This window comes from Fulvivirga sp., assembly GCF_040220315.1.
Classification (GTDB): domain Bacteria; phylum Bacteroidota; class Bacteroidia; order Cytophagales; family Cyclobacteriaceae; genus Fulvivirga.
The window spans coordinates 1-24,792 of sequence record NZ_JAVJUY010000290.1; the positions used below are offsets into that span (position 1 = coordinate 1).

23 protein-coding genes are annotated in these 24,792 nt (G+C 36.8%); 16 read left to right on the forward strand and 7 right to left on the reverse strand.

Features of this window, described 5'->3' with window-relative positions; translation table 11 throughout:
- Both RLO81_RS14475 and RLO81_RS14480 read right to left on the reverse strand, forming a co-directional pair.
- On the reverse strand, positions 1–212 hold a 212-nt coding region (locus RLO81_RS14475), incomplete at its 3' end, for a hypothetical protein (RefSeq protein ID WP_350113038.1).
- On the reverse strand, positions 209–775 hold the full coding sequence (locus tag RLO81_RS14480) for an RNA polymerase sigma factor (protein ID WP_350113040.1): 567 nt from the start codon (positions 773–775) through the stop codon (positions 209–211). The genes RLO81_RS14475 and RLO81_RS14480, both read right to left, overlap by 4 nt.
- Positions 776–916: 141 nt before the next feature.
- Between RLO81_RS14480 and RLO81_RS14485 the strand changes: the two genes are divergently transcribed.
- Positions 917–3,379: a YfhO family protein gene (locus tag RLO81_RS14485; RefSeq protein WP_350113043.1), complete on the forward strand. Its 2,463-nt coding sequence runs from the start codon at positions 917–919 to the stop codon at positions 3,377–3,379.
- On the opposite strand, the gene RLO81_RS14490 is transcribed toward RLO81_RS14485, so the two are convergent.
- The gene (locus RLO81_RS14490; RefSeq protein ID WP_350113046.1) at positions 3,347–4,579 is read right to left on the reverse strand and encodes a M48 family metallopeptidase; all 1,233 of its coding nucleotides are present in this window, start codon (positions 4,577–4,579) and stop codon (positions 3,347–3,349) included. The two genes, RLO81_RS14485 and RLO81_RS14490, sit on opposite strands and share 33 nt — an antisense overlap.
- Positions 4,580–4,979: 400 nt before the next feature.
- Between RLO81_RS14490 and RLO81_RS14495 the strand changes: the two genes are divergently transcribed.
- The 8 genes from RLO81_RS14495 to RLO81_RS14530 are packed head-to-tail and all read left to right on the forward strand — an operon-like array spanning position 4,980 to position 11,549.
- Complete coding sequence (locus RLO81_RS14495) at positions 4,980–5,651, forward strand: succinate dehydrogenase cytochrome b subunit (protein WP_350113049.1); 672 nt, start codon at positions 4,980–4,982, stop codon at positions 5,649–5,651.
- A gap of 23 nt (positions 5,652–5,674) precedes the next feature.
- On the forward strand, positions 5,675–7,609 hold the full coding sequence (locus tag RLO81_RS14500) for a fumarate reductase/succinate dehydrogenase flavoprotein subunit (protein ID WP_350113052.1): 1,935 nt from the start codon (positions 5,675–5,677) through the stop codon (positions 7,607–7,609).
- Positions 7,610–8,005, forward strand: a complete 396-nt coding sequence (locus RLO81_RS14505; RefSeq protein WP_350113055.1) for a four helix bundle protein — start codon at positions 7,610–7,612, stop codon at positions 8,003–8,005.
- A 17-nt stretch (positions 8,006–8,022) separates the two neighbouring features.
- Entirely contained in the window at positions 8,023–8,772 is a 750-nt protein-coding gene (locus tag RLO81_RS14510) for a succinate dehydrogenase/fumarate reductase iron-sulfur subunit (protein WP_350113058.1), read from the forward strand.
- 4 nt (positions 8,773–8,776) lie between these two features.
- On the forward strand, positions 8,777–9,484 hold the full coding sequence (locus RLO81_RS14515; RefSeq protein WP_350113061.1) for a hypothetical protein: 708 nt from the start codon (positions 8,777–8,779) through the stop codon (positions 9,482–9,484).
- The gene (yidD, locus tag RLO81_RS14520) at positions 9,462–9,908 is read left to right on the forward strand and encodes a membrane protein insertion efficiency factor YidD (protein WP_350113064.1); all 447 of its coding nucleotides are present in this window, start codon (positions 9,462–9,464) and stop codon (positions 9,906–9,908) included. The genes RLO81_RS14515 and yidD overlap by 23 nt, the downstream gene beginning before the upstream one ends.
- The gene (locus RLO81_RS14525; protein WP_350113067.1) at positions 9,908–10,765 is read left to right on the forward strand and encodes a hypothetical protein; all 858 of its coding nucleotides are present in this window, start codon (positions 9,908–9,910) and stop codon (positions 10,763–10,765) included. Before yidD ends, RLO81_RS14525 begins: the two co-directional genes overlap by 1 nt.
- A gap of 34 nt (positions 10,766–10,799) precedes the next feature.
- On the forward strand, positions 10,800–11,549 hold the full coding sequence (locus RLO81_RS14530; RefSeq protein ID WP_350113070.1) for a tetratricopeptide repeat protein: 750 nt from the start codon (positions 10,800–10,802) through the stop codon (positions 11,547–11,549).
- Between the two features lie 50 nt (positions 11,550–11,599).
- Here RLO81_RS14530 and RLO81_RS14535 read toward each other — a convergent pair whose 3' ends face one another.
- Complete coding sequence (locus RLO81_RS14535) at positions 11,600–12,007, reverse strand: NINE protein (protein WP_350113073.1); 408 nt, start codon at positions 12,005–12,007, stop codon at positions 11,600–11,602.
- Between the two features lie 94 nt (positions 12,008–12,101).
- Here RLO81_RS14535 and RLO81_RS14540 point away from each other — a divergent pair, with 94 nt between their 5' ends.
- The 4 genes from RLO81_RS14540 (at position 12,102) to RLO81_RS14555 (ending at position 20,263) form a co-directional block, all read left to right on the forward strand.
- Positions 12,102–13,199 (forward strand): tetratricopeptide repeat protein, encoded by a 1,098-nt coding sequence (locus RLO81_RS14540; RefSeq protein ID WP_350113076.1) that lies wholly within the window; start codon positions 12,102–12,104, stop codon positions 13,197–13,199.
- 144 nt (positions 13,200–13,343) lie between these two features.
- A complete protein-coding gene (locus RLO81_RS14545) occupies positions 13,344–14,507 on the forward strand; it encodes a THUMP domain-containing class I SAM-dependent RNA methyltransferase (protein ID WP_350113079.1) in 1,164 nt (387 codons plus the stop codon).
- Positions 14,504–16,810 carry a patatin-like phospholipase family protein gene (locus RLO81_RS14550; RefSeq protein WP_350113082.1) on the forward strand — a complete coding sequence of 769 codons (2,307 nt, stop codon included), beginning with the start codon at positions 14,504–14,506 and terminating at the stop codon, positions 16,808–16,810. The genes RLO81_RS14545 and RLO81_RS14550 overlap by 4 nt, the downstream gene beginning before the upstream one ends.
- Before the next feature lie 72 nt (positions 16,811–16,882).
- Entirely contained in the window at positions 16,883–20,263 is a 3,381-nt protein-coding gene (locus RLO81_RS14555; RefSeq protein ID WP_350113085.1) for a methylmalonyl-CoA mutase family protein, read from the forward strand.
- 151 nt (positions 20,264–20,414) lie between these two features.
- Here RLO81_RS14555 and RLO81_RS14560 read toward each other — a convergent pair whose 3' ends face one another.
- On the reverse strand, positions 20,415–21,002 hold the full coding sequence (locus tag RLO81_RS14560) for an LON peptidase substrate-binding domain-containing protein (protein WP_350113088.1): 588 nt from the start codon (positions 21,000–21,002) through the stop codon (positions 20,415–20,417).
- Between the two features lie 112 nt (positions 21,003–21,114).
- Here RLO81_RS14560 and RLO81_RS14565 point away from each other — a divergent pair, with 112 nt between their 5' ends.
- Positions 21,115–21,546 (forward strand): response regulator, encoded by a 432-nt coding sequence (locus RLO81_RS14565; protein WP_350113091.1) that lies wholly within the window; start codon positions 21,115–21,117, stop codon positions 21,544–21,546.
- Here the strand turns inward: RLO81_RS14565 and RLO81_RS14570 are convergent.
- Positions 21,543–22,076, reverse strand: a complete 534-nt coding sequence (locus RLO81_RS14570) for an adenine phosphoribosyltransferase (protein ID WP_350113094.1) — start codon at positions 22,074–22,076, stop codon at positions 21,543–21,545. The two genes, RLO81_RS14565 and RLO81_RS14570, sit on opposite strands and share 4 nt — an antisense overlap.
- Positions 22,077–22,090: 14 nt before the next feature.
- Here RLO81_RS14570 and RLO81_RS14575 point away from each other — a divergent pair, with 14 nt between their 5' ends.
- Entirely contained in the window at positions 22,091–22,492 is a 402-nt protein-coding gene (locus RLO81_RS14575; protein WP_350113097.1) for an OsmC family protein, read from the forward strand.
- Between the two features lie 20 nt (positions 22,493–22,512).
- Positions 22,513–22,866 (forward strand): DUF202 domain-containing protein, encoded by a 354-nt coding sequence (locus RLO81_RS14580; RefSeq protein WP_350113100.1) that lies wholly within the window; start codon positions 22,513–22,515, stop codon positions 22,864–22,866.
- Here the strand turns inward: RLO81_RS14580 and RLO81_RS14585 are convergent.
- A complete protein-coding gene (locus tag RLO81_RS14585; RefSeq protein ID WP_350113104.1) occupies positions 22,832–24,616 on the reverse strand; it encodes an SLC13 family permease in 1,785 nt (594 codons plus the stop codon). The two genes, RLO81_RS14580 and RLO81_RS14585, sit on opposite strands and share 35 nt — an antisense overlap.
- Positions 24,617–24,792 lie beyond the last annotated feature (176 nt).

The following is a 24,792-nucleotide window of genomic DNA, read 5'->3' on the forward strand; positions in this document are numbered from 1 at the left end:
GGTAAAGTATTATCATTCGACATGAAATAGCCTATAATTACAGCAGTAGCCACAGCAGCGAACAATGCAATGAGCCTTCTATTCATTTTACTTAAAATAGTATTCTGAATACTGCTTGCACGCGTTCTATCTAACACAGAATCAAAATCTTTGAAAGACTCAATTTCTGAATCAGATACCTTAATTTTATTATCAACTATTTTAACTCTCATGCCACTTTCATCAATTTTCTCAACCTGTCTAGTGCTCTATATAATCGTACTTTGCTATTGCCTTCAGAAATGTTCAACACCTCGCCTATCTCATTAAATTGAAGTGATTCAAAAAACCGTAGCTCAATGATTTCCAAATCTTCTTTTTTGAGTTTTACCAAAGCGTTCTTCAATAAGTCTTTATGCTCCTCCCCATAAATGGCTATTTCCTCAGATAATATTTCGTAATGGCTATGATCCATTACAACCAGCCGTGATTCTCCAGTTTTTCTAAAGTGCTCGTTACACTCATTTAGTGCTATTCTAAACAGCCATGTATATATTGAGTATCCTTTAAACTTGAATTTTTGAATATTAGACAGTGCTTTAAAAAACACATTGGATGTTAACTCAGCAGCCATCTCTTTATCTCCAACTCTGTTAAGAATTAGATGGAAGACCTTTTTGAAGTATCTATTATAGAGAGGTTCAAACTTTCTGGGATCTTTTTTAGCCTCTTCAATGGCCAACTCTTCCGATTGCTCGATGATCAACTTTTTAGAATATGATAACAGTTCACTCAAATCTTATTGTAGTCTTCTATTTTCATAAATGGAGAAAGTGAAAAAAAGAAACAGTTAATTTAAAATTTATTTTCATTAGATATTTTCAATTTTTTATTCCCTAACAAACTTTCATAATTTGCACAGCCTTAAGTAATATTTATGAAGTCGATCAATTTCACTAAACATATACTGCCTCATTTAATTGCAGTGCTAACATTCCTGATTGTTACAGTCATATTCTTCAATCCTATATTTTTTGATAATAAAGCGCTCGAACAACACGATATAAACCAATGGAAGGGTGGCGCGCAGGAACTGATTGAATTTAGAGAACAAACTGGAGAAGAAGGGCTATGGACTAATTCTATGTTTGGAGGAATGCCAGCCTATTTAATTGATGTAGACTGGAGTGATAGCATTGTTGGCAAATTCAAGCAAGTGCTATCTATTTTTTTACCGCACCCGATTAAAAATATATTTCTAGCGTTTGTCAGTTTTTACATTTTACTACTTTCTTTCAAAGTAAGGCCTTACTTAGCAATAGTGGGAGCGCTGGGATTTGGACTCTCCACTTATATGATAATAGGTTTAGGAGCCGGACATAATTCAAGGATTGGCGCTGTTGCTTTAATGCCAATGGTTTTGGCAGGTATCCATTTGGCTTTTAGAAATCGACTTTTTCTCGGTTGCGGGGTAACTGCCCTTGGTTTGGCATTACACCTAAGAGAAAATCACTTACAAATTACCTATTACTTATTATTGATTGTATTGATTTATGGTGCTATAGAGTTAATTCAAGCTATTAAAGAAAAAACTCTGGCTGACTTTGCTAAAAGGCTGGCGGTACTGATTTTAGCAGCAACCATTGCACTTGGTACATTCATAGGCAAATTATGGACAACTCATGAATACAGTAAATATTCGATCAGAGGAAAATCCGAATTAACACAAGTACAATCTTCAGGAGAAAAATCCGGTTTAAGTAAAGACTATGCTTTTCAATATAGCAACGACCCCTGGGGACCAATGACATTGCTAGTGCCTAACTTTTTGGGAGGCGGATACGGACAGTTCTTTGTTCAGGAAGAAGACAGCGAAACTTTAAAAGCTCTTCAAAGAGCTGGGGACCAGCAAATGGCGAACCAATTAGCCAGATACAGTTCGAGTTATTGGGGTGAAAAGCCACCAGCACCTTATTATGTGGGAGCGATTTTCTGCTTCCTTTTCGTGCTGGGTTTATTCTTCGCTGAGAAAAAGTATGTGATCTGGCTAAGCATAGTATCTCTTTTTGGAATCATTTTGAGTTTGGGAGATAGTTTTGCCTCCTTCAACTACTTCATGTTCGATTACTTTCCCGGCTATAATAAATTCCGGTCTGTAACCTTTACCATGATAATGCCTTTTATTGCATTTCCACTTTTGGGTTTTGTTGGCCTGGAGAACCTGTTGAAATCTGATCAAAATAAAGAGGTAAAGAAAAAGTTATATATGGCATTAGGCATATCTGGTGGGCTTTGCTTGCTAATAGCCATACTTGCCGGAATAGCTTCATTCACAAAAGGCGGTGAAGAACAACTACCTGTTTGGTTTACTAGTGCTTTAAAAGCAGATAGAGAAGCACTTATGAGAGCCGATGCGTTAAGATCAATGCTATTTATTCTCTTAGGAGGTGTGGCTATTTACCTTGCATATCTTAAGAAGATAAACTTTGGGGTTCTGGCTATAACCCTTGGAGTATTAGTTCTTCTGGACACTACTTTAATTGACAAGAGGCACTTTGGTGAAGAGAATTATAGACGCTCTTCCGATAGATCGTTCATCGCACCTACTGAAGCGGATAAACAAATACTGAAAGATAAATCTCAATACCGTGTTTATAATTTACAGTCTGATGCCATGAGTGAAGCAAGAACTTCTTACCATCATCATTCTATTGGTGGATACCATGGCGCTAAAATGAGAAGGTATCAGGATTTTTACACTAACTGCATTGAAGGTCAACGTTCAAAGCTTATAAGTGGAGTGCAAAATGGAAATATGGATTTTTCTAATTATGGAGCGATCAATATGCTGAATGCCAAGTACCTCACATTTGGTCCGGATAAAGGTGATTTTATTATAAATGAAAATGCACTAGGTAACGCCTGGTTAGTTGATGTTGTTAAACCAGTTAATTCACCAGATGAAGAATTGGAAGCAACTTGCATGGCTTCCACTGATAGTGTCGCTGTTGTAGATGTATCCAAATTTGATGTAAATAAATCCACCTATAGTAATGCAGGAGTAATAAAACTATATAGTTATGCACCTAATAAATTAGAATATACTGCCGAACTAGCTGATGATGGTTTTGCGGTTTTCTCAGAAATCTACTACCCTCATGGGTGGACAGCAACAATTGATGGAAAAGAAACGGAAATAAAACGAGCAAATTTTATTTTGAGAGCATTAGAAATTCCGGCTGGTAAGCATGAGATTGTATTTGAATTCAAACCAAAAGCCTATGCTGTTGGTGATACACTCATCCTCATTTCGTGTATCCTTCTACTGCTATTGGTGCTTGGCTCAATTGGTTATTCTGCAAAGAAATCACTTTCGCAAGTTGGCGAGGCGGATGAGTAATGGTGGATGCGAATAATGAACAAATACATAGGCAGGATGTGGATATAAATTACTCAAGTTATCTACCGATAATTTCTTCAAAGCATTTTGCAGCGACAAAGAATCAAAAGTGGTTTTAGCGTAATCATCTGCCTCAAATTCATTTTTCCTGCTTAACATATTGCCAAGTATTCCTAATACTGTAGAAATTGGTGAATATAAAATTCCAAAAGCCAATAGGTTTAAATGAATGGCCCACTGGCTGCCTCCTAATGCTATTGATGTTTCTGCATTAAAAATTAGTAAAGACATAATAAATAACATCAGCCCTATCTGGCCGATTGAAATAAACAGTCCGGAAATGATGTGTTTCTTTTTGAAGTGCCCCACTTCATGTGCCAAAACAGCTACCAATTCATCAATACTATGATTATTAATGAGTGTATCATAAAGCACAATTTTCTTGGTTCTGCCAAGGCCAGAGAAGAAGGCATTGGCTTTACTCGATCTTTTAGACCCATCTATCACATAAATATTATCCAAAGGAAAATTGACAGAATTAGCATAGCGAATAATGCTATTTTTCAATTCACCATCTTCCAGGGGTGTTAGTTTATTAAATAATGGTAGAATTAATGAGGTGTAAAATAAGTTAACAAACAAGATAAAAACCGCAGCAATTATCCAAAAGTAAATCCAGAAATTACTTCCCAAACTCTGTATTAAGAAAATAAGTGCCGAAAGTAACAAACCTCCGATAATGGCAGATAGTAGGTATCCCTTAATTTTATCCAGAATAAACGTTTTTACAGTAGTCTTGTTAAAACCAAACCTTTCCTCTATAACGAAAGTAGAGTATAAGGAAAACGGCAATGTGAAAATATCAGCAAGTACATATAGCACTCCAAAATAGGCCAATGATAACAAAAGCTCAGACTCAATCAGTGGTCTTAAGATGGCATCCAGATAGCCGAATCCTCCAAACCATAAAATAGCTACCGAAGCCATAAAGCTAACAGACGAACTAAGAAACGAGAAGCTACTTCTGGCTCTTTGATAATCCTGTGATTTAGCATATGTTTCCTTGTCATAAAACTCTCTGGCTTCAGTTGTAAGCTCTCTTTTTCTCGCTTTTAAATTAACCAGGTCTAATAGCTGATTAAATATAAAGTCAAAAGTGACTATTCCGATGATTATATAAAGAATTGATTCTGAACTCATTGGTTTATTCTAATATGAAAATGATTCCCATTTTAAATATATTTCCCATTTTGAGACTAAATTTAAAATGAATTTATCTTAAATAACTGATTTTCAACGATTTATGATTATTGGCATACATATAGCAATGTATCATGCAAAGTAATGAAGATTATGAACACCATAAAGACCGAAATGAATAAAATCATAAAGAGTGATTTATTCTTTGTGCTAGTTATCTTTTTAATTGGCCTTCTTACCTTACTATTCGAACTTTTGTAGTAATACCACGCACCTTTCTGTGCTAAAGAGAGATTCCTATTTAGAATCTTTCGAAATAATAATTCAGATTGTTTGATATTGCTTTCAAATGTAACTTTGACCACGTCTCATTGTTATACATTTAATAGAAATAAATCATATGAGTTGGTTCTCAAACGCAATGTCAAGTACACTAGGAAGAAAAGTAATTATGGCACTTACGGGCCTTTTCCTTGTTACATTTTTAATTGTCCATCTTTCCGGAAATTTTCAGCTTTTACTGGATGATGGTGGTAAGGCGTTTAACATTTACGCCAAATTCATGACAACTAACCCTGTCATTAAAACAACCTCCTACTTATTGTACGCAACCTTCATAGTCCACATAGTTTGGGCTATTATTTTAACTGTGCAAAATAAGGCTGCTAGACCAGTTGGTTATGCAAGTGAAGATAATGCCAGCACATGGAGTTCAAGAAACATGGGTGTTTTAGGTACTATTATTTTTATTTTCCTTGTGATCCACTTAAGAAGTTTCTGGTACGAAATGCATTGGGGTGGAATAGGCACAAAAACATACGATGGTGAGGTTTACAAAGATCTATACTCCGTTGTAAATGCATCCTTTTCTGAATTATGGTATGTTGTTCTATATACAGTAGCTATGGTGGGCCTTATGTTTCACCTATACCATGGGTTTAAAAGTGCATTTCAAACCCTTGGCTTGAACCATCCTAAATATAATGGGTTAATTAAAGGTGTAGGTTATGGCTTAGCAATCATAATTCCGGCATTATTTGCCGCCATTCCAATCATTATGTTCTTAAAATAAATACAATCTAAAAACTTATATAAATGAAGTTAGATTCTAAAATACCTGAAGGACCGCTGGCCGAAAAATGGTCGAAGCACAAATTCAATGTAAAACTGGTTAATCCAGCCAATAAGAGAAAGTATGATATTATTGTTGTAGGTACTGGTTTGGCAGGAGCATCAGCAGCGGCCTCATTTGGAGAATTAGGTTATAACGTAAAAGCATTTTGTTTCCAGGATAGCCCTAGAAGAGCACACAGTATTGCGGCTCAGGGTGGAATCAATGCGGCTAAAAACTATCAAAATGATGGCGATAGTGTTTTTAGATTATTCTACGATACAATTAAGGGTGGCGATTACAGATCGAGAGAAGGTAACGTACACCGGCTTGCAGAAGTAAGTGTAAACATTATTGACCAATGCGTTGCTCAAGGTGTTCCATTTGCCAGAGAGTATGGTGGTTTATTAGCTAACCGTTCATTTGGTGGAGCTCAGGTGTCCAGAACATTTTATGCTCGTGGCCAAACCGGACAGCAATTATTGTTAGGTGCTTATAGTGCTTTAAGCCGTCAAGTGGCTAATGGAAAGGTTAAAATGCATACTCGCGAAGAAATGCTCGACTTGGTAATGGTGGATGGAAAAGCAAGAGGCATTGTAACGAGAAACTTGATTACAGGTAAAATAGAATCTCACAGTGCTCATGCAGTGGTTCTGGCTACAGGTGGCTATGGTAATGTATTTTACCTATCAACCAATGCTATGGGTTCGAACGTAACCGCTGCATGGAGAGCGCATAAAAAAGGTGCATTTTTCGCTAACCCTTGCTATACTCAAATTCACCCAACGTGTATCCCTGTTTCTGGCGATCATCAATCGAAATTGACCTTGATGTCTGAATCATTACGAAATGATGGTCGAGTGTGGGTACCAAAAACAAAAGAGGATGCTGAGAAAATCAGAAAAGGTCAATTAAAACCAACTGATTTGCCAGAAGATAAAAGAGATTACTATTTAGAAAGAAAATACCCTTCATTTGGTAACCTTGTTCCTAGAGATGTTGCCTCAAGAAATGCGAAAGAAGCGTGTGATGATGGTCGAGGTGTGAATTCAACTGGCTTGGCCGTTTATCTTGATTTCGCTGATGCTATCAAACGTGATGGTGAAGATGTGATCAGTGCTAAATACGGTAACTTGTTTGATATGTATCAGCAAATTACTGGCGAGAATCCATATAAAACACCTATGAAGATTTACCCTGCGGTTCATTATACAATGGGTGGTCTTTGGGTAGATTATAATTTAATGACTACAGTGCCAGGCTTATACGCCATCGGTGAGGCTAACTTCTCCGACCATGGTGCAAACAGACTTGGCGCCAGTGCCTTAATGCAAGGTTTGGCAGATGGTTACTTTGTGATTCCTTACACTATTGGCGATTATTTGTCAGGAGTTCCTTATGACAAGGTTTCAACAGATCATGAGGCATTTAAAACTGCTGAGAAAGAAGTTTCTGATAGAATTAATAAGTTACTTTCAATAAATGGTAATAAAACTGTAGATGAATTCCATAAAGATTTAGGCCACATCATGTGGGAGTATTGTGGAATGTCTCGTAGCGAAGTCGGCCTGAAGAAAGCCAAAGAAGATATAAAGAAACTTAAAGAGGAGTTCTGGAGCAATGTGAAAGTTGTTGGAGCTAATGAAGAGTTGAACATGTCGTTAGAGAAAGCCAACAGAGTAGCGGATTTCCTTGAATTAGGTGAGTTAATGATCGATGACGCACAAAACAGAACAGAATCGTGTGGAGGTCACTTCAGAGAGGAATCTCAAACAGAAGAAGGTGAAGCGAAACGTAAAGATGATGAGTTTAGCTATGTTGCAGCCTGGGAATATACAGGCCCTGAACAACCTGAAAAATTAAATAAAGAAGATCTCGTCTTCGAAAATGTTAAATTGACACAACGAAGCTATAAATAAGTGTTAAGTGAACCGTTAAACGAAATTAAATCTTTTGAAGATTTGGAATGTTGGAAACATTGTAAAGAATTGAGGTCTTTTACAAAACCCATAATTTCTAAATTTCCAAAAGAAGAGAAATTTAGATTATATGATCAGATAATTAGAGCAGTAAGATCAACTACAAACAATATTGCAGAAGGTTATGGACGATTTCATTATCAAGAAAACATTCAATTCTGCAGAGTAAGTAGAGGTTCTCTATTCGAGCTAATTGATCATTTTATTATTGCAGAAGAAGAAAATTATATTTCTAATGAAACTTTGTTAGAAATAAAGTTAAAAATAAATAGGTGTTTGGCTATACTCAATGGATATATCAACTATTTAAGAAAGGCCAAAACCGTTAACAATTAACTGTTAACCTAAAACACATGAAGATAAAATTAAAAGTCTGGAGACAGAAAAACACTCAAGATAAAGGTGGATTCCAAACTTACGATTTGGATGATGTATCACCCGACATGTCTTTCCTGGAAATGTTCGATGTGCTAAATGAAAATCTTGTACGTGAGGGCAAAGACCCAGTTCATTTCGATCATGATTGCCGTGAAGGTATCTGCGGAATGTGCAGCATGTATATTAACGGACATCCACACGGGCCAAAACAAACAACTACTTGCCAACTTCACATGAGAAGTTTTAAAGATGGAGATACAATTACTGTTGAACCATGGAGAGCCAAAGCTTTCCCTGTTGTTAAAGACTTAGTAGTTGACAGATCATCATTTGACAGAGTTATGCAGGCTGGTGGTTATGTTTCTGTAAATACTGGAGGGGTACCTGATGCCAATGAAATTCCCATTCCGAAGAAAATAGCTGATGAAGCGTTTGACGCAGCTACTTGTATTGGTTGTGGGGCATGTGTTGCGGCTTGCAAAAATGCATCTGCCATGTTGTTTACCAGCGCCAAAATATCTCAGTTGGCCATGTTACCACAAGGCCAGGTGGAAAGAAAGACAAGAGCGGAGAAAATGGTAGCTCAAATGGACGCTGAAGGGTTTGGTGCATGCACCAATACTGGAGCTTGCTCAGCAGAGTGCCCTAAAGGAATTAGCTTAGAAAATATAGCTCGAATGAATAGAGAATATTTAAGCGCTAAAGCAAGTTCAGATAACCTCTAAACGAATGAAATATATAATTAGCGGGCTGCTGTTGATATTCTCAACAGCAGCTTCTTTTTGTCAGTACAATAACTTTAAAAACGTTTCCCTTGAAATGGAAACGGAAACTGCTAAAGGCGGTTATGTGAGCAATGTGCTTGCTAAAATAGTGTATGGTAATGATGGTAGCATGGTGTCATTCTATAAGTCACCAAAAGAATACATTGTTTTTAATAATGCTAAAGGAGAAATTAAGATTTACGACCCACAGAAAAATACCGTTCTCCAGCAACAAAATTATTTCTACAGTACAGAAACTTCACAATTCTACTTCTTTCTTAACAACAAAAAGTCAGATTTGGGCTTGAATCAAATGGGCTTCACTCAATCTAATGTTAAGTTTGAAGAAGGTTTGATGATTACTGAATGGCTACCCCCTACTCAAATGGCTACTCAAGTTAGTAAGGTGGAGTTGGTTCATGAAAATGGCGACCCTATTTATATTGCCTATTTTGATAATGAGAATAATGTATCAACCAAGTCATTCTATTATAATTATGTAGATTTGGCTCCAAGGTTAAATTTTCCGTCATCCATTACTCAAATTAACTATACCACACCCACAGATTCTACCATAACCAGAACTACATACAGTAACATTAAATTAGACAGGCCGGAAAATCTGGAGTCATTAAATTTTAAAATACCCAATGATGCTAAGAACATTAACTAGTGTCATATTTTGCATATTTCTCTCATCGCAGATTGTACATGCACAATCAAAAACAGATTTATTAAAGCTAACAACACATGTACCTCAAAGCGAGTTACCCGATCATTCCTATGAGAAACATGCAAAAAAGAAAGTAAGCGTCTTCAATGCCATAAATCCATTATACTGGACTTATAAAGGTGGGTTAGCCTTCTATCAGGAGTATATTTCATCGCAGCTATCCAGTACATGCATTTATGCAACAAGTTGTTCAAGATTTGGAAAAAAATTGTTTGATGAATACGGTCCAATAAAGGGAGTATTTTTATCCGTTGATCGTATTGGAAGATGTAACAGACTTACTCATTCGCAGGCACTCCCAACCTCAATGAATGAGCAAGGTAAGATCATCGAATTTATTGAAGATTATTCAAATAAGCATTAATGCGATTATTATTTCTTTGCGCATTTTTAGTTTCAATAGCTCATTCAAGCTTAAGTCAGCAACTACACAAAGAATTAGAATTTTTGAATTATTTAATTAATACCAGAAACTATAATGATGCTGAAGAATTACTAAAAAATATTAAACCAGATACACAAAGCGAAAGGGATAGTATCAATTACTTAACAGGAAAAATTCATTACCTGAATCAAAATCTCGACCTGGCCGTTGACCATTTTAATTCATTAAGTAACAGTAGAATACTGCCTATATACACATACGGCAAATTTTATAATGCCTTGTGCAAAGCATATCAGGGAAAATATGAAAGTGGACTCACGGATTTAAATATGCTTAACATAAATGACAGTCTTTTAATAAATCTCAAAAAACTAGAATTGGGTGGCATGTATCTACTCCAAAGAGATTTGAATAGGTTCAATAGTGTTTCTGAATCTTTTCGAGGAAATTATTATCAAACATCAACACAGGAAAAGTCCCTTCTTCAAATTGGTAAAGATATTAGTGAACGGAAAGAAAAATCGCCATTTGTGGCCGGTTTTATGTCAGCCATTATCCCAGGGTCTGGTAGAATGTATGCAGGAAAAACAGGTATGGGAATTGCCACCCTATTAACAACTGCCATTCTAGGCTTACAAACTTGGGAGGGATATGATAAAGATGGTATTGACAGCCCCAGATTTATCATTTTTGGCTCATTATTTTCATTGGCTTATGTTGGCAATATATGGGGTAGTGTGTTTACAGTTAAAATTTCTAATAATGACTTTAACCAAGCAGTTAACAATAAAATACTTATTGACCTGCATATTCCTTTGCGTAATATCATCGATTAACGCTCAGTTTAGACATGCAGATAGCATCGCGGCATTGGGTAACAATAAGTTAGCCCAATTAGAATATGAGCGTATTGTTTTTAAAAATTTAAGCACTGAAATTACCAATCAGGCTTTGCTAAAAAAAGCTACTCTACATAAAGAAGAAGGCGACTATTCTTCAGCTTTAAATACACTGAATAGGGCTAATCTGTTTATCGAACAGAACCAGACAAATCTTGAAATACGCAAGCAAATAATAATTAATGCATACCTGGCTGGCGACTACCCCAATGCACTTTCTCAGCTTAAACAGACCGAACACTTTTTTAAAGATAATGGCTATAGTGATGTTTTGTTTATGCACGTTTTAGTACTGAATGAAATGCGCAGGTGGGATGAGGCAAGTCAAAAATTAGCTGAATACAAACAGCAAAACCCTGAATTTGAATTAGAAATAACCAAAGCCTATCATTTTCTCGAAGACACTAAATTAAAAGACCCTAAAAAGGCTGAGACACTTTCATATGTTTTACCTGGAGTGGGTCAGATGTATGCAGGTTACTTCTTCAAGGGTCTGGTATCTTCTACAATACAGGCTTCTTTAATTACATTTGGAGCATACAGCTTGTACGAGGGCTACTTTTTTACAGGTGCTTTAACTGGCATCGGGTTGTTTTATTCTTTCTATTCGGGTGGTGTGAGACACGCGAGCTATTTGGCTAAAAAGAAGAATGAAGAGTTAACAAGAAAATATAATGATCCAATAAAAGACACCTTATTGGAGTTTGAGATGAGTAAATAAAAAAACCTCGCTCAATAAGCGAGGTTTTTCTATATCGTTCAGATAATCAATTACCACATAATAAATGCATCGTTATCAACATACTTGCTGATATCATTCATGTTAATCAATAATGCGATAAAGTCACCTAAAGGCAAGAGACCGAAAATACCACCACATGTTAGTAAGTAACCAACAATTAGTACAGGTCTTCCACCTAAATAAACTCTGTGAATTGCAAGACCGCCAAGTATCCAGTCTAATAATAGGGCTACCCAAACATTTTTGTCGTCATTTGCAGCGCTAACTGAAGTTAAGTCCATCATGTTGACGTCAGACTCTGTAGAAACAACATTGATTGAGCTTTCGAACACCTGATCAATTGCAGCTTCATCAACTTTGTATTTATTTGCTGATGCAAATGAATTTGCTGATGCGATAAAGGCCATCAACATAGTAAGTAAAAGTACTTTTTTCATAATTGATTAAATTTAAGTTTTAATTCTAACCTAAATAAAAGAATTAGTAGGTTAATTCCAATTATCAATCACAATTTGTTTAGATTATAAATTATTGAAATACATATATATCATTCTCGTTTTCGTAAGTAATCAGACATTTGGGCAATCAAAATTTGAATCGGATTTACTTTACAATTTAGATTTAATCTATCAAATGGACTTCGATAAAGCCGATGAGTCCATCAGTGAGTTTTATGCGACATATCCCAATAATACCGCTCGCCATTTATTGAAAGCATATTACATAAGATGGAAGAATTACCCGATAGTTCAGGGTATAGAAAAAAGTTATGAATATTACTCTTCTATTCTCGATTCTGCTAAAAATGAAGCCAAAATCAAACTTTCTATAAATAAGAATGATCCAGAACATTCGTATTACTACATGGCTGCTCATATTATGCAGGCCGAATTATATGCCAACAACGGACATATGGTAAAGGCGTCTTTCGAGGGGAAAAGCGCTTTTTCGTATATTAAAAAGGGTTTCGAATGGTGTGATAAATACCCTGAATTTTTAACTACAACGGGGTTATATAATTACTATATTGAATTTTACAGGGAAAAAGGATTCTTTTACCAATCACTACTCTGGCCTTTTTCAAAAGGCGACAAGCAAGCAGGTTTAGTATATTTAAAGAATGCAGGTAAGTCTGCTGTTTTTACTAAGGTTGAAGCTATTCAGTATTTAGCTCACTTAAATTTTAAAATGGAAGACAATCCAGATACTGCATTAGAATACATTGACGAACTCATAAGTCTCTATCCAAATAATTCAATATTTAGGGATTTGCACATAGAAATTCTATTGGAATTAAACCAACTGGATAAAGCTCAGGTGTCACTAAACCGTCATGAAGTAGGTGATAACCCTTACCTGCTACCTAGAAAGCATCTATATCAAGCTGCTATTAAAACAGGGTTAGGTGATCTCACTAATGCAAAAAAAGAAATCAAACAAAGTATTAATGCCCTTAATCAATTACCGCTAGATCAAGATCATCATTTAAGTCTCGCCTTTTATTACCTAAGTGTTATTGAAAAGAAACTAGGGAATATTGATTTAAGTGAAGAAGCCCTTTCTGAAGCAGAAAATTACGTGAAATACCCTTACATGTTAAGAAAAATCGAAAGGTATACTCAGCAATAAATAATCTTAGCCGATGAATGTTCTAATCATGTTGTTCTGCAATTATCTAATTAGAATGACATATTCTTACCTTCATTTTACTGATCATTAAACGATCTTACCATAAGTTTGCCTATATAAAATTCAAACTAGTCACCTTCTTTTATGGCTATAGAAAACAAAATAGTAATAACATGTGCACCCAGAATTGTTCCAATACTGGCCAAAGAACTCACTAGCCTCAAGTATACAATTGTTGAAAAAGACAGGCTGAGCATTACTTTGTTTGGCAGCTTTAATGATTGCATGTATTTGAACCTCCATTTGCGCACAGCCAATAAAGTATTATATCATCTTAAATCATTTGAAGCAAAAAAACCGGATGATCTGTATAGCCAAATGTCAGAAATACCTTGGGAAAGGTACATTCGATCTAATGGGTATGTGTGTATCAACGGCTTTGTAAAAAATGATTTTATAAAAGATACCCGATTTGCCAACCTAAAGGCAAAAGATGCCATAGTTGACAGAATTCAAAAATTAAAAGGCCGTAGGCCAGATTCCGGGCCCGATCAATCACAAACGATGATCTACCTCCATTGGAAAGATAATCAAGCCAGCGTATACATTGATACTTCTGGCGAAACTATCGCCAAACATGGATACAGAAAAACACCTTTTAAAGCCCCAATGTTAGAATCTCTTGCTGCAGCATGCATCTTAGAATCAAATTGGGATAGAAAATCTCCTTTTATTAACCCAATGTGCGGTAGTGGAACACTGGCAATTGAAGCAGCCTTGCTGGCAATTAATAAAGCTCCCGGCCTTATGAGATCCAATTTCGGATTCATGCACATCAACTTATATAATGAGTTTGAGTGGAAGAAGATGGTGAAAGAGGCTCAAAGTCAGGTTAAAGAAAGGCCTCTAAAAATATATGCCAGTGATTTAAGCTCGCTGGCACTTAAAGCAGCCAGAGCCAATGCAGAAATAGCTGGAGTAGATCACCTAATAAAATTTGAGCTTTCAGACTTTCGAAAACTGGACTTACCAGATGAAGAAGGAGTAATCTTCATGAATCCCGAATATGGACTAAGGCTAGGCGAATTGAAAGAGCTGGAACAAACGTATTCGGAGATTGGTGATTTTTTTAAAAGTAAAGGTCAGGGCTATACGGGCTACGTGTTTACCGGCAACTTAGATTTAGCAAAGAAAATAGGTCTGAAAACAAATAGGCGCATTGAGCTTTTCAATGCCAAACTGGATGCACGTCTTTTAGAATATGAACTGTATGCAGGAAGTAAAAAAAGTGGTAAATTACCTTCATGAGAAATAAGCTGCTGAGTTTATTACAAGGTTTTTACTACTCCTTTCCTATTCAGTTATTCATTAACCATTTGAGAAGAAATCATATTCTTCTAATTTGCTGGTTGGTACTGTTCGCGATGGTATCTGGTAACTTAGGTCAATATCTTGGTATTCCTTATTTATTTCTCGACCCTGTCTATCTTAATAAGGTAAGCTTTCTTTCATTTTTTTTAGTGGGCGTCACGATTGCAGGTTTTAGTATCGCTTTTCATATTGCCACCTATATCATTGATGGGCATCGATTCTCTTTTATCGGCACATTGCCTAAACCTTTCACTGTTTTTAGCCTGAATAACAGTATAATACCGTTCGGTTTTCTGGTTTGCTATGTGAGTTTTATCATTCAATATCAGGTAAATAATGAGTATCAAGATTTTGACAAGCTTACCCTGCTCATCGGAGGCTTACTAATGGGCTATATATCTATGACCATTTTACTTTTTGGATATTTCTGGTTTACCAACAAAGATATTTTCAAGTACGTGGTGTGTAAGCTAGACGAAAAACTAAAGCAAAACATCAAAGCTACCAGAGCAAATGCTATGAAAAAGCTTGATATAGCCAAAAAGAAGCAATTAAGGGTAGAAAGCTTCTTAAATATAAACTTTGCATCAGAAAGGGTTGATGATTATAAGGGCTTTTATGATAAGGCCACTGTGTTGCAGGTGTTCGATCAGAATCATTTCAACCTGGTTATTATTCAGGTGCTTATTTTTATTGTTATTCTGGCAATGGGCATTTTCAAGGATTATGAAGTATTTCAACTTCCCGCAGCTGCCAGTGCCGTACTGTTCTTTACTGTATTTGTGATGTTTTCAGGGGCATTTAGCTATTGGTTTGGCAATTGGTCAGCCACAGCTGGTATTGGACTTTTAATCTTACTCAACATACTTGTAAAACAGGACCTTTTTCATAAAACATATAGAGCCTTCGGAGTTAACTACACAGTAGAAAAGGCTCCCTACAATATCAAATCAATTATCGATTCCAATAACCCATCAACCAGAGAACGCGATAAGAAGGAAACCACGCTCATATTAGAAAATTGGAAAAGTAAATTTCCAAATAATGCCAAACCAAAAATGGTACTTGCATGTGTGAGCGGGGGTGGGCAACGTGCTGCTATTTGGGCTCTGAATAGCCTTCAAACAATGGATAGCGTTACCAACGGCAAATTGATGGATCATACTATGCTCATTACAGGGGCATCCGGTGGTTTAATTGGTGCGAGCTACTTCAGGGAAATTTATCTCCGCTATAAGCAAAACGAACTTAGTAACCCTTACTCCCAGGATTATATTGAAAGAATGGGAAGCGATAACCTGAATGCCATCATCTTTAGCCTTTTGATGAACGATCTTTTTTCAAGTTTCCAAAGCTTTGAATACAATGGAATTGAATACCCGCAAGATAGAGGCTATTCATTTGAAAATCAGCTAAGCAAAAACACCAATTACTTTTTAGATAAGCCCCTTAAAGCTTATTATCAACCTGAGTTTAATAGCACCATTCCTATGATGGTTTTGGCTCCTACTATTATAAACGATGGAAGAAAACTATATATCTCGCCACAGAAAATGTCGTATATGATGAATTCACTCGACTCCAGCTACATGCGTGACAAAATAAACGGAGTTGAATTCCTAAGATTTTTTGAAGATCAAGGTGGTGAAAACTTACGCTTTCTAAGTGGCTTGAGGATGAGTGCTGCCTTTCCTTATATTACCCCCAATATCTCTTTGCCAAGTGACCCGCCACTCGACATTATGGATGCTGGTGTAACTGATAATTTCGGTATCTCAGATGCAGTTCAGTTTTTATTTGCCTTCAAAGATTGGATAGCGGAAAATACTTCCGGTGTGATCATTCTTTCTATTAGAGATTCAGAGAAAGATGGACCCATAGAGCGTAGAACTAACTTATCGTTAGTTGATAAATCAACCCTACCAATAAGTAGCATCTATCAGAATTTTGAAAGCTTGCAGGATATCACCAACGACAATAAAATTGAATTTGCCAGATCATGGTTTGATGGTACGATAGATCGGGTTGATATTCAATATGTACCACGTGAGTATATTGCCGAGAACCTGTCGAAAAAAGATAGTTTAAAGCTTGACAACGTTAAACGAGCATCCTTAAGTTGGCGATTAACAAGTCGGGAAAAACAAAGTTTGATACAAAATATTAATACAAGGAAAAATCAGGCATCCATATCAAAATTAGCTTCACTGCTAACATCCGATAGCGCTTCCACTAACTAATGATTGTTAGTAAAATACTGTGATTATAAGTACCTTTGCATCCTAAATTTTGATTCATAAAAAGAGATTCAAATGCAGGATAAAGCACCTTATAAACCTCAAAATAAAGTACGAATTGTAACAGCAGCCAGTCTGTTTGATGGACATGATGCCGCTATTAACATCATGCGTAGAATCATTCAGGCTACCGGTTGTGAGGTTATTCACCTGGGGCATGACAGAAGCGTTGAAGAGGTGGTTAATACTGCCATTCAGGAAGATGCACAGGCCATTGCCATGACTTCTTACCAGGGAGGCCATACAGAGTACTTTAAATACATGAAAGATCTATTGAAAGAAAAAGGTGCTGATCATATTAAAATATTTGGTGGCGGAGGTGGTGTAATCCTTCCGGAAGAAATTGAAGAATTACATGCCTATGGAATAACAAGAATTTACTCTCCGGATGATGGCCGCTCAATGGGCTTGCAAGGTATGATCAACGACATGATTGAACAGTGCGATTTCCCGACTGGTAAAAACTTGAATGGTGAAGTGTCTCACCTTTCGAAGAAAGACGTTAGATCCATTGCCAGATTAATTTCTGCCGCTGAAAACTTCCCTGAGGAAGCTAAAAAAGATTTTGAAGAAGTTCATAAAATAGCTGATGCTATCGAGACACCTATACTCGGTATTACGGGAACCGGTGGTGCCGGAAAATCATCTTTGGTAGATGAATTGGTTCGTAGGTTTTTGCTTGACTTCCCTGATAAAAATATTGCTATTGTTTCTGTAGATCCATCAAAGCGTAAAACAGGTGGTGCTTTATTGGGTGATAGAATTCGAATGAATGCCATAAAAAATGACCGCGTTTATATGCGATCTTTGGCTACAAGGCAGTCTAACCTTGCGTTATCAAAGCACGTAAATGAGGCTTTGCAAATTCTAAAAGCAGCTCACTATGACTTAATCATTTTAGAAACTTCAGGTATTGGGCAGTCCGACACAGAAATTACCGACCATTCTGATGTGAGCTTATATGTGATGACTCCAGAATATGGCGCTGCAACCCAGCTCGAGAAAATTGATATGCTTGACTTCGCTGATGTTATTGCCATCAACAAGTTTGACAAAAGAGGTGCACTAGATGCTCTTCGAGATGTTAAAAAACAATACAAGCGCAACCATAATCTTTGGGATGTAAAAGAGGAAGATATTCCGGTGTTTGGCACAATCGCTTCCCAATTCAACGATCCGGGAATGAACAGATTGTATGTGGAAATTATGCGCAAAGTAGTAGAAGTGACCAATGCAGACTTGAATTCCACTTTTGAAATTACAGATGAAATGTCTGAGAAGGTGTTTGTGATACCACCAAACAGAACACGTTATCTGTCAGAAATAGCTGAAAGCAACAGAGCTTACGATTCATGGGCAAAGAGCCAGAGTGAAGTGGCTCAAAAGTTATTCGGTATTAGAAAGTCTATTGATACACTCAAAGAATCTACTATTGAGGATAAAGACAGACTGATTAAAGGCCTTGAAGAAACGTATGAGAAAATCAAATTGGACTTTGATCCAAGAAATCAAAAACTGTTAGAAGGCTGGGCATCTAAAAAGAAAACATATACCGATCCTGTTTACACATTTAAAGTGCGAGATAAGGAAATCAATATTAAAACACACACTGAATCTCTATCACATTCTCAAATACCCAAAGTCGCTTTACCAAAGTTCGAAGCTTGGGGTGATGTACTACAGTGGAGTTTACAGGAAAATGTGCCGGGAGAATTTCCTTATACTGCGGGTATTTACCCATTCAAACGTGAAGGTGAAGATCCCACAAGAATGTTTGCTGGTGAAGGTGGTCCTGAAAGAACCAATAGAAGATTCCATTATTTAAGCCTTGATACAGATGCAAATAGACTTTCAACGGCTTTTGATTCCGTAACGCTTTATGGTAATGATCCTGATCACCGACCAGATATTTATGGTAAAATTGGCAACTCAGGTGTTTCTATTTGCTGTTTAGATGACGCTAAAAAGCTATATAGCGGATTCAACCTTGCAGATCCTATGACTTCTGTGTCCATGACCATCAATGGCCCAGCACCAATGCTGCTCGGATTTTTCATGAACGCTGCTATTGATCAACAGTGCGAGTTGTACATCAAAGAAAAAGGTCTGGAAAAAGAGGTTGAGAAGAAAATAGCTGCGATCTATAAAGAAAAGGGAGTTGAAAGGCCAGCTTATCAGGGCAAACTACCTGAAGGAAATGATGGTCTTGGACTGATGCTTTTGGGAGTAACTGGAGATCAGGTTCTGCCGAAGGACGTGTATGAAGACATTAAGAAAAGGACACTTTCTCAGGTAAGAGGAACAGTGCAAGCTGATATTCTGAAAGAAGACCAAGCTCAGAACACTTGCATTTTCTCCACAGAATTTGCTTTGCGCTTAATGGGTGATGTACAGGAATACTTTATTCAAAATAATGTCAGAAACTTCTACTCAGTTTCTATCTCGGGGTATCACATTGCTGAAGCTGGCGCTAATCCAATTACCCAATTGGCATTTACATTGGCCAATGGCTTTACTTATGTAGAATACTACTTGAGCAGAGGGATGGACATCAACAAGTTTGCTCCTAACCTTTCGTTCTTCTTTTCTAATGGTATTGACCCTGAATATGCTGTAATAGGAAGAGTGGCTAGAAGAATTTGGGCAAAAGCAATGCGTGATAAATATGGCGCTGATGCTCGTTCGCAAATGTTGAAATACCACATTCAGACATCAGGAAGGTCGTTACATGCTCAGGAAATTGATTTCAACGATATTAGAACCACATTACAGGCACTTTACGCCATTTACGATAACTGTAACTCATTGCACACTAATGCTTATGATGAGGCTATTACAACGCCAACAGAAGAATCTGTGAGACGTGCTATGGCTATTCAGCTAATCATTAACAAAGAACTAGGCCTTGCTAAAAACGAGAACCCGCTACAAGGCTCTTTCATTATTGAAGAGTTAACGGATTTAGTTGAAGAGGCGGTACTCACAGAATTTGATAGAATTACTGAAAGAGGTGGTGTATTAGGCGCAATGGAAACCATGTATCAAAGAGGTAAAATACAAGATGAGAGTCTGCACTATGAAACACTGAAACACACCGGAGAATTTCCAATTATTGGGGTTAATACCTTCTTGAGCTCAAAAGGCTCACCTACCATAACTCCTAAAGAGGTAATCAGGGCAACCAAAGAAGAGAAGGAATACCAAATTACAATGTTGAACAACTTACAGAAAGGTAACGCTGACAAATCAGAAAAGCATCTGAAAGACATTCAGCATACGGCTATTCAAAACCAAAATATATTTGAAGAATTGATGGAAGCTTGTAAATACTGCTCCCTTGGCCAAATTACTGAAACCTTGTTTCATGTTGGTGGACAGTATCGAAGGAATATGTAACTAATTCTAGGCTCTAAAATAGCTTACATTATTGTAGATCATTTTTTCTGAACAACTATTTGTATAATCAACCTTACTAAGGTTTAAAACCTTAGTAAGGTTGAGTGCACTTTCATGCTTGTTAGTGCTCCTTAGATCATAGTTGTTTTAATTAGTTCAACGTAAAGCTGTTTTTATACTTTAGTTCTTGTTCTAAAATATACAGGTTGAACCTGAGCCGATCTTTCAAGAATCTTTCTTTTTTCTCCTTAGCAATAAGTCGCAAATATTTAAGCCTATCCGTATTGTCAAGGTTAAGAGTATTAGCTATGTCATGAATGGTAACTGCCGAATCATAACTACTCCCCGCTATTTCCTGATATTCTCTGTACTCATTCTTTAATTCATCACTTGCATAATTGCTGGCAGGTGGGTCGATAATGATACTATTGCCACCTGCATAAAGTTTATCCTTGTAATGCTTATGATATTTATCAAGAATAAAAGTGCCAGTACATTTCACAACAATATCCGATTCACCGGTAGAATATCTTTTCAAAATACTTTCCAGTTTTACCAGTGCCCCTACCCTGTCTGCATTTATCGGAGCTGCATACAAAATACCAAATTCAATATCAGAAGCCTCCATATCTGTTAGCAACTGTCGGTATCTTGGCTCAAAAATATGTAGTGGTATTAATTCAGTTGGCAGGGGTAATATATTCAATGGAAATATTGGTATTGTCCTTTTTTCACCCATATAATTATAAACATACTTTACCTAATTAATGTTGCGATTGTTTTATATTGCTCTTTCCGAATATTTTAATTACTTTAATTTTTTCAGGAATATTTATTAAATATAAATCAGCTTGACTCTGGAGGTAATCGATAAAAAATCGTTAAAGGTGGTGTTGATAGATGATGACGATATCTCGAGTTTCATCTATCGAAAAATTATTGAGAAATCAGGCGTTAGAAGCGATCATGTTAAAACCTTTTTAAAAGGTGAAGATGGGTTAGCCTATCTATCGAATACAATATCCAACATTGATGAATTTCCCGATCTCATACTATTAGATATTAACATGCCCGTAATGGATGGATGGGGCTTTTTAGAAGCTTATGGCGAAAAAATATGGCCACATCTCGAAAAAAGAGTTGTATTGTGTATGCTCTCTTCCAGTGTATATCAAGAGGACATAAAAAAGGCTTACAGCTACACGCATGTAAATGATTATGTATCTAAACCTCTAACCACCAACACTTTAGAGAATTTACTCGCCAAACATTTTGGTGACTAATAGGCCACAAGAGAATTTATATTAGTAGTAAATGGTGCAAGAACAGCTTTCCCATTTAAAAAAGTGAGATCAATTAAAAAAGAAAAGCCTTGAACCTCAGCACCCAATTGTTCCACAAGAGCAGCGGCCGCTGCCGCGGTACCTCCTGTTGCTAGCAAATCATCATGTATCAGTACTTTCCAATCTTTTTCTAAAGCATCTACATGTATTTCCATTGAAGCACTACCGTATTCCAAATCATACGAATGTTTAAGGGTTCGAAAAGGCAGTTTACCTGATTTCCTCACAGGCACAAAAGGAATATTTAACTCATAGGCTAATAACATACCAAACAAAAATCCCCTTGACTCCACCCCTACTATTGCATCAAGGTCGTCATATTTGTATCTATTTGTGAGCTCCTCAGTAATATCCCGGCAAAGTTTGGAATCACCTAAAATGGGAGTTATATCCTTAAATGTAATTCCAGGTTTAGGGAAGTTATCTACATCACGTATTTTAGCTTTGAGTTTTTCAGATATTGGATTCAAAACAAGATTATTAAATGAAAATTACAACTACCTACACAAGCGATTACGAATATACTTCTACCACCGAAGAAGGCCAAACAGTTAAAATAGATATGAAGGATTCCGGTAAAACCGACATGTCGCCCATGCAATTAGTATTAAGTGCCTTGGCAGGTTGTGTGGCTGTGGAAGTAGCATTGATGATACAAAAAAGAAGAAAAAAATTAGTGGATCTTAGAATAGAGGCCGATGGAAAACGAAGAAATGAAACCCCAAAAGGTTTTACTGATATTCACTTGAAATTTATATTGGTATCGCCCGATGCTAATTTGGAAGAACTTGAAAAGGTGACCAAATTAGGCTTAGAGAATTATTGTTCCGTAGGAAATTCGTTAAAGGCCAACGTTACATTTGACTGCGTTATTGAAAGGCCGTAACTTGATAAAAAGTCGTAGTTATGAGGAAATTCAAAAGGTTTACAAGCAACTACCAAATTAAAGAGAAAATAATTCTAAGAGATTTTCTTGCGTTGGAACGTACCACATTGGCAAATGAACGAACCTTCTTTGCCTACATCCGCGCGGGTATCTATTTATCATTAGCCGGCATCGCTATATTAAAATTGAAGAATTTTGAATCTTTGAGTTGGTTGGGTACGGTACTGTTTATAATTAGTGGCTTTTTCTTTGTGTTCGGAATCGTAAGATATCAGTTGTTACAAAAGAAGCTTAACAAATTTTACGACCTTCTCGATGAAGAAAAGCTGTTAAAAGAGCTTAAAAAGGATAAATCAAGGGGATCAGAAAGCTAGAGAGTATCCAAAAGAGAAGATTTAAACCACCTCCCACTTTAATAAAATCAGAAAACCGATAGTTACCTGCACTGTAGATCATTGTGTTTGTCTGATAGCCAATAGGCGTCATAAAACTGGCACTTCCTGCAAAAGCAATGGTGAGCATTAGCGGTGTAGGGTTAAGTTCCATTGAACTTGCCACCGAAATTGCAATGGGCACCATCAACGCCACGGATGCATGATTGCTCATGGTTTCTGTGAGCAAAGATGTGAGCAGATAAAACATAGAAACCATTAAAATCGGTCCACCATACGTGCTTACCAGCATGAGCAATCCATCACCCAATGCGTTAGCCAGTCCACTGCTAATCATTGCCTTACCTAAACACAGTGATCCCGCCAACATGAAAATCACTTTCCAATCGATAGACCGGTACGCATCCGTCATGGTAATTATTCCTAATAAATTAAGAACAACCACCCCGGCAAGTGAAGCAACCACTATTGGCATAATACCAAAGGAGGCAAGGGCAATTACCGAAACAATAACTGCTGACACCATTAATAGTTTTCCTCTGTTTATTTTATCAACGAATTTCTCTCGTAGGGATATGAATGGAGCGTTCTGAAATTCCTGATCGGCCTGAATTAACTCATACCCCTTTTCGTTGGTGAGCAGTACGAGCACATCCCCCGACTTAAGCCTAATATCTTTCAAATCATCAAATTTCTTTTTACCACGGTGACGAATGGCGATAATAGAAGAATTGTAGTGATCAAGAAAATTGACTTTTGATAGCTTTTTACCAATCAGTTCAGAATTAGGCAATAATACAATTTCCATTAGTCGGGTTTGCTCTTCAGGAAACTCACTCTGACCCTCAGTATCCGCTAATTTTAAAAAATCGTTTTTAACGAGTTGGTGGATCTTTTTGAAATCACCTTCAATAAGAAAAACATCATCATTCATTATCTGATGATCTGACTTGGCCTCGGTTTTTGATTTACCTTTTGGTTTAAGTGCTCTAACACTAATACCATCAGAGCTAAACAGGCTTTCTACAGATTTCTTTTCATCTTCAGATTTCGCTGTCATTTTCACTTCTGCCAAATACTGCTTTGCCCCTTCTTGTTCATTTAGATGATTTTTAGAAATTCTGTCGGGAATTAGTTTATTACCTACAACGATTAAATAGACCGTACCAGCTACAAGCAAGATAACGCCAAGAGGCGCCATTTGAAACATTGTAAAGCCTTCATAGCCTTCTTGCACAGCCATACCACTCACAAGCAGATTAGTGCTGGTACCAATTAAGGTGCAACAACCACCAAATATTGATACAAACGACAACACCATTAAAAATCGTGATGGTGACTCACCTATCTTTCTTGACGCACTATTGATAATGGGTATAAATGTGGCAACAATGGGTGTGTTGTTCACAAATGCCGAGGTTCCACCGATAAAAGAAGCAAAACTAACTACCGAGGTTGCATAACCCTTATTTAATAGCTTAACAACAAATGGTGCCAGATATTCTATCACCTTTGTTTTAACCAATGCATGGCTGAGAATAAACATAGCCATTACTGTTAAAGTAGCTTCGTTAGAAAACCCATTTAAGCCATCCTCAACTGTAATTACACCTGTAGACACTAAAATAACAATAGCACTTAATGCTACCAGGTCTATTGAAAAGTACTCTTTAACAAAAAGAAAAATGGTTAGAGTAATGACCGCTATGGTGATGATCATATCGTATGTCATACTGCTAAAACTAGGAAATTAATTCCTTTTCTCAGGTCGAAGACGATAACTTAATGATCTATCAGCACTCCATTTAATATTACACTCTCCACCACATCACTTCCAAACGAATATGGAATAAATGCATAGGATGGAATTTCTTTAGTGATGAATAAATTGGCCGGTTTACCTTTAGA

What these genes read in the sequence shown, in the direction of transcription:
- RLO81_RS14485 (WP_350113043.1), top strand. Translation starts at nt 917, where the DNA reads ATGAAGTCGATCAATTTCACTAAACATATACTGCCTCATTTAATTGCA.
- RLO81_RS14490 (WP_350113046.1), bottom strand. Translation starts at nt 4,579, where the DNA reads ATGAGTTCAGAATCAATTCTTTATATAATCATCGGAATAGTCACTTTT.
- RLO81_RS14495 (WP_350113049.1), top strand. Translation starts at nt 4,980, where the DNA reads ATGAGTTGGTTCTCAAACGCAATGTCAAGTACACTAGGAAGAAAAGTA.
- RLO81_RS14500 (WP_350113052.1), top strand. Translation starts at nt 5,675, where the DNA reads ATGAAGTTAGATTCTAAAATACCTGAAGGACCGCTGGCCGAAAAATGG.
- RLO81_RS14510 (WP_350113058.1), top strand. Translation starts at nt 8,023, where the DNA reads ATGAAGATAAAATTAAAAGTCTGGAGACAGAAAAACACTCAAGATAAA.
- RLO81_RS14515 (WP_350113061.1), top strand. Translation starts at nt 8,777, where the DNA reads ATGAAATATATAATTAGCGGGCTGCTGTTGATATTCTCAACAGCAGCT.
- yidD (WP_350113064.1), top strand. Translation starts at nt 9,462, where the DNA reads ATGATGCTAAGAACATTAACTAGTGTCATATTTTGCATATTTCTCTCA.
- RLO81_RS14525 (WP_350113067.1), top strand. Translation starts at nt 9,908, where the DNA reads ATGCGATTATTATTTCTTTGCGCATTTTTAGTTTCAATAGCTCATTCA.
- RLO81_RS14535 (WP_350113073.1), bottom strand. Translation starts at nt 12,007, where the DNA reads ATGAAAAAAGTACTTTTACTTACTATGTTGATGGCCTTTATCGCATCA.
- RLO81_RS14545 (WP_350113079.1), top strand. Translation starts at nt 13,344, where the DNA reads ATGGCTATAGAAAACAAAATAGTAATAACATGTGCACCCAGAATTGTT.
- RLO81_RS14550 (WP_350113082.1), top strand. Translation starts at nt 14,504, where the DNA reads ATGAGAAATAAGCTGCTGAGTTTATTACAAGGTTTTTACTACTCCTTT.
- RLO81_RS14555 (WP_350113085.1), top strand. Translation starts at nt 16,883, where the DNA reads ATGCAGGATAAAGCACCTTATAAACCTCAAAATAAAGTACGAATTGTA.
- RLO81_RS14560 (WP_350113088.1), bottom strand. Translation starts at nt 21,002, where the DNA reads ATGGGTGAAAAAAGGACAATACCAATATTTCCATTGAATATATTACCC.
- RLO81_RS14575 (WP_350113097.1), top strand. Translation starts at nt 22,091, where the DNA reads ATGAAAATTACAACTACCTACACAAGCGATTACGAATATACTTCTACC.
- RLO81_RS14580 (WP_350113100.1), top strand. Translation starts at nt 22,513, where the DNA reads ATGAGGAAATTCAAAAGGTTTACAAGCAACTACCAAATTAAAGAGAAA.
- RLO81_RS14585 (WP_350113104.1), bottom strand. Translation starts at nt 24,616, where the DNA reads ATGACATACGATATGATCATCACCATAGCGGTCATTACTCTAACCATT.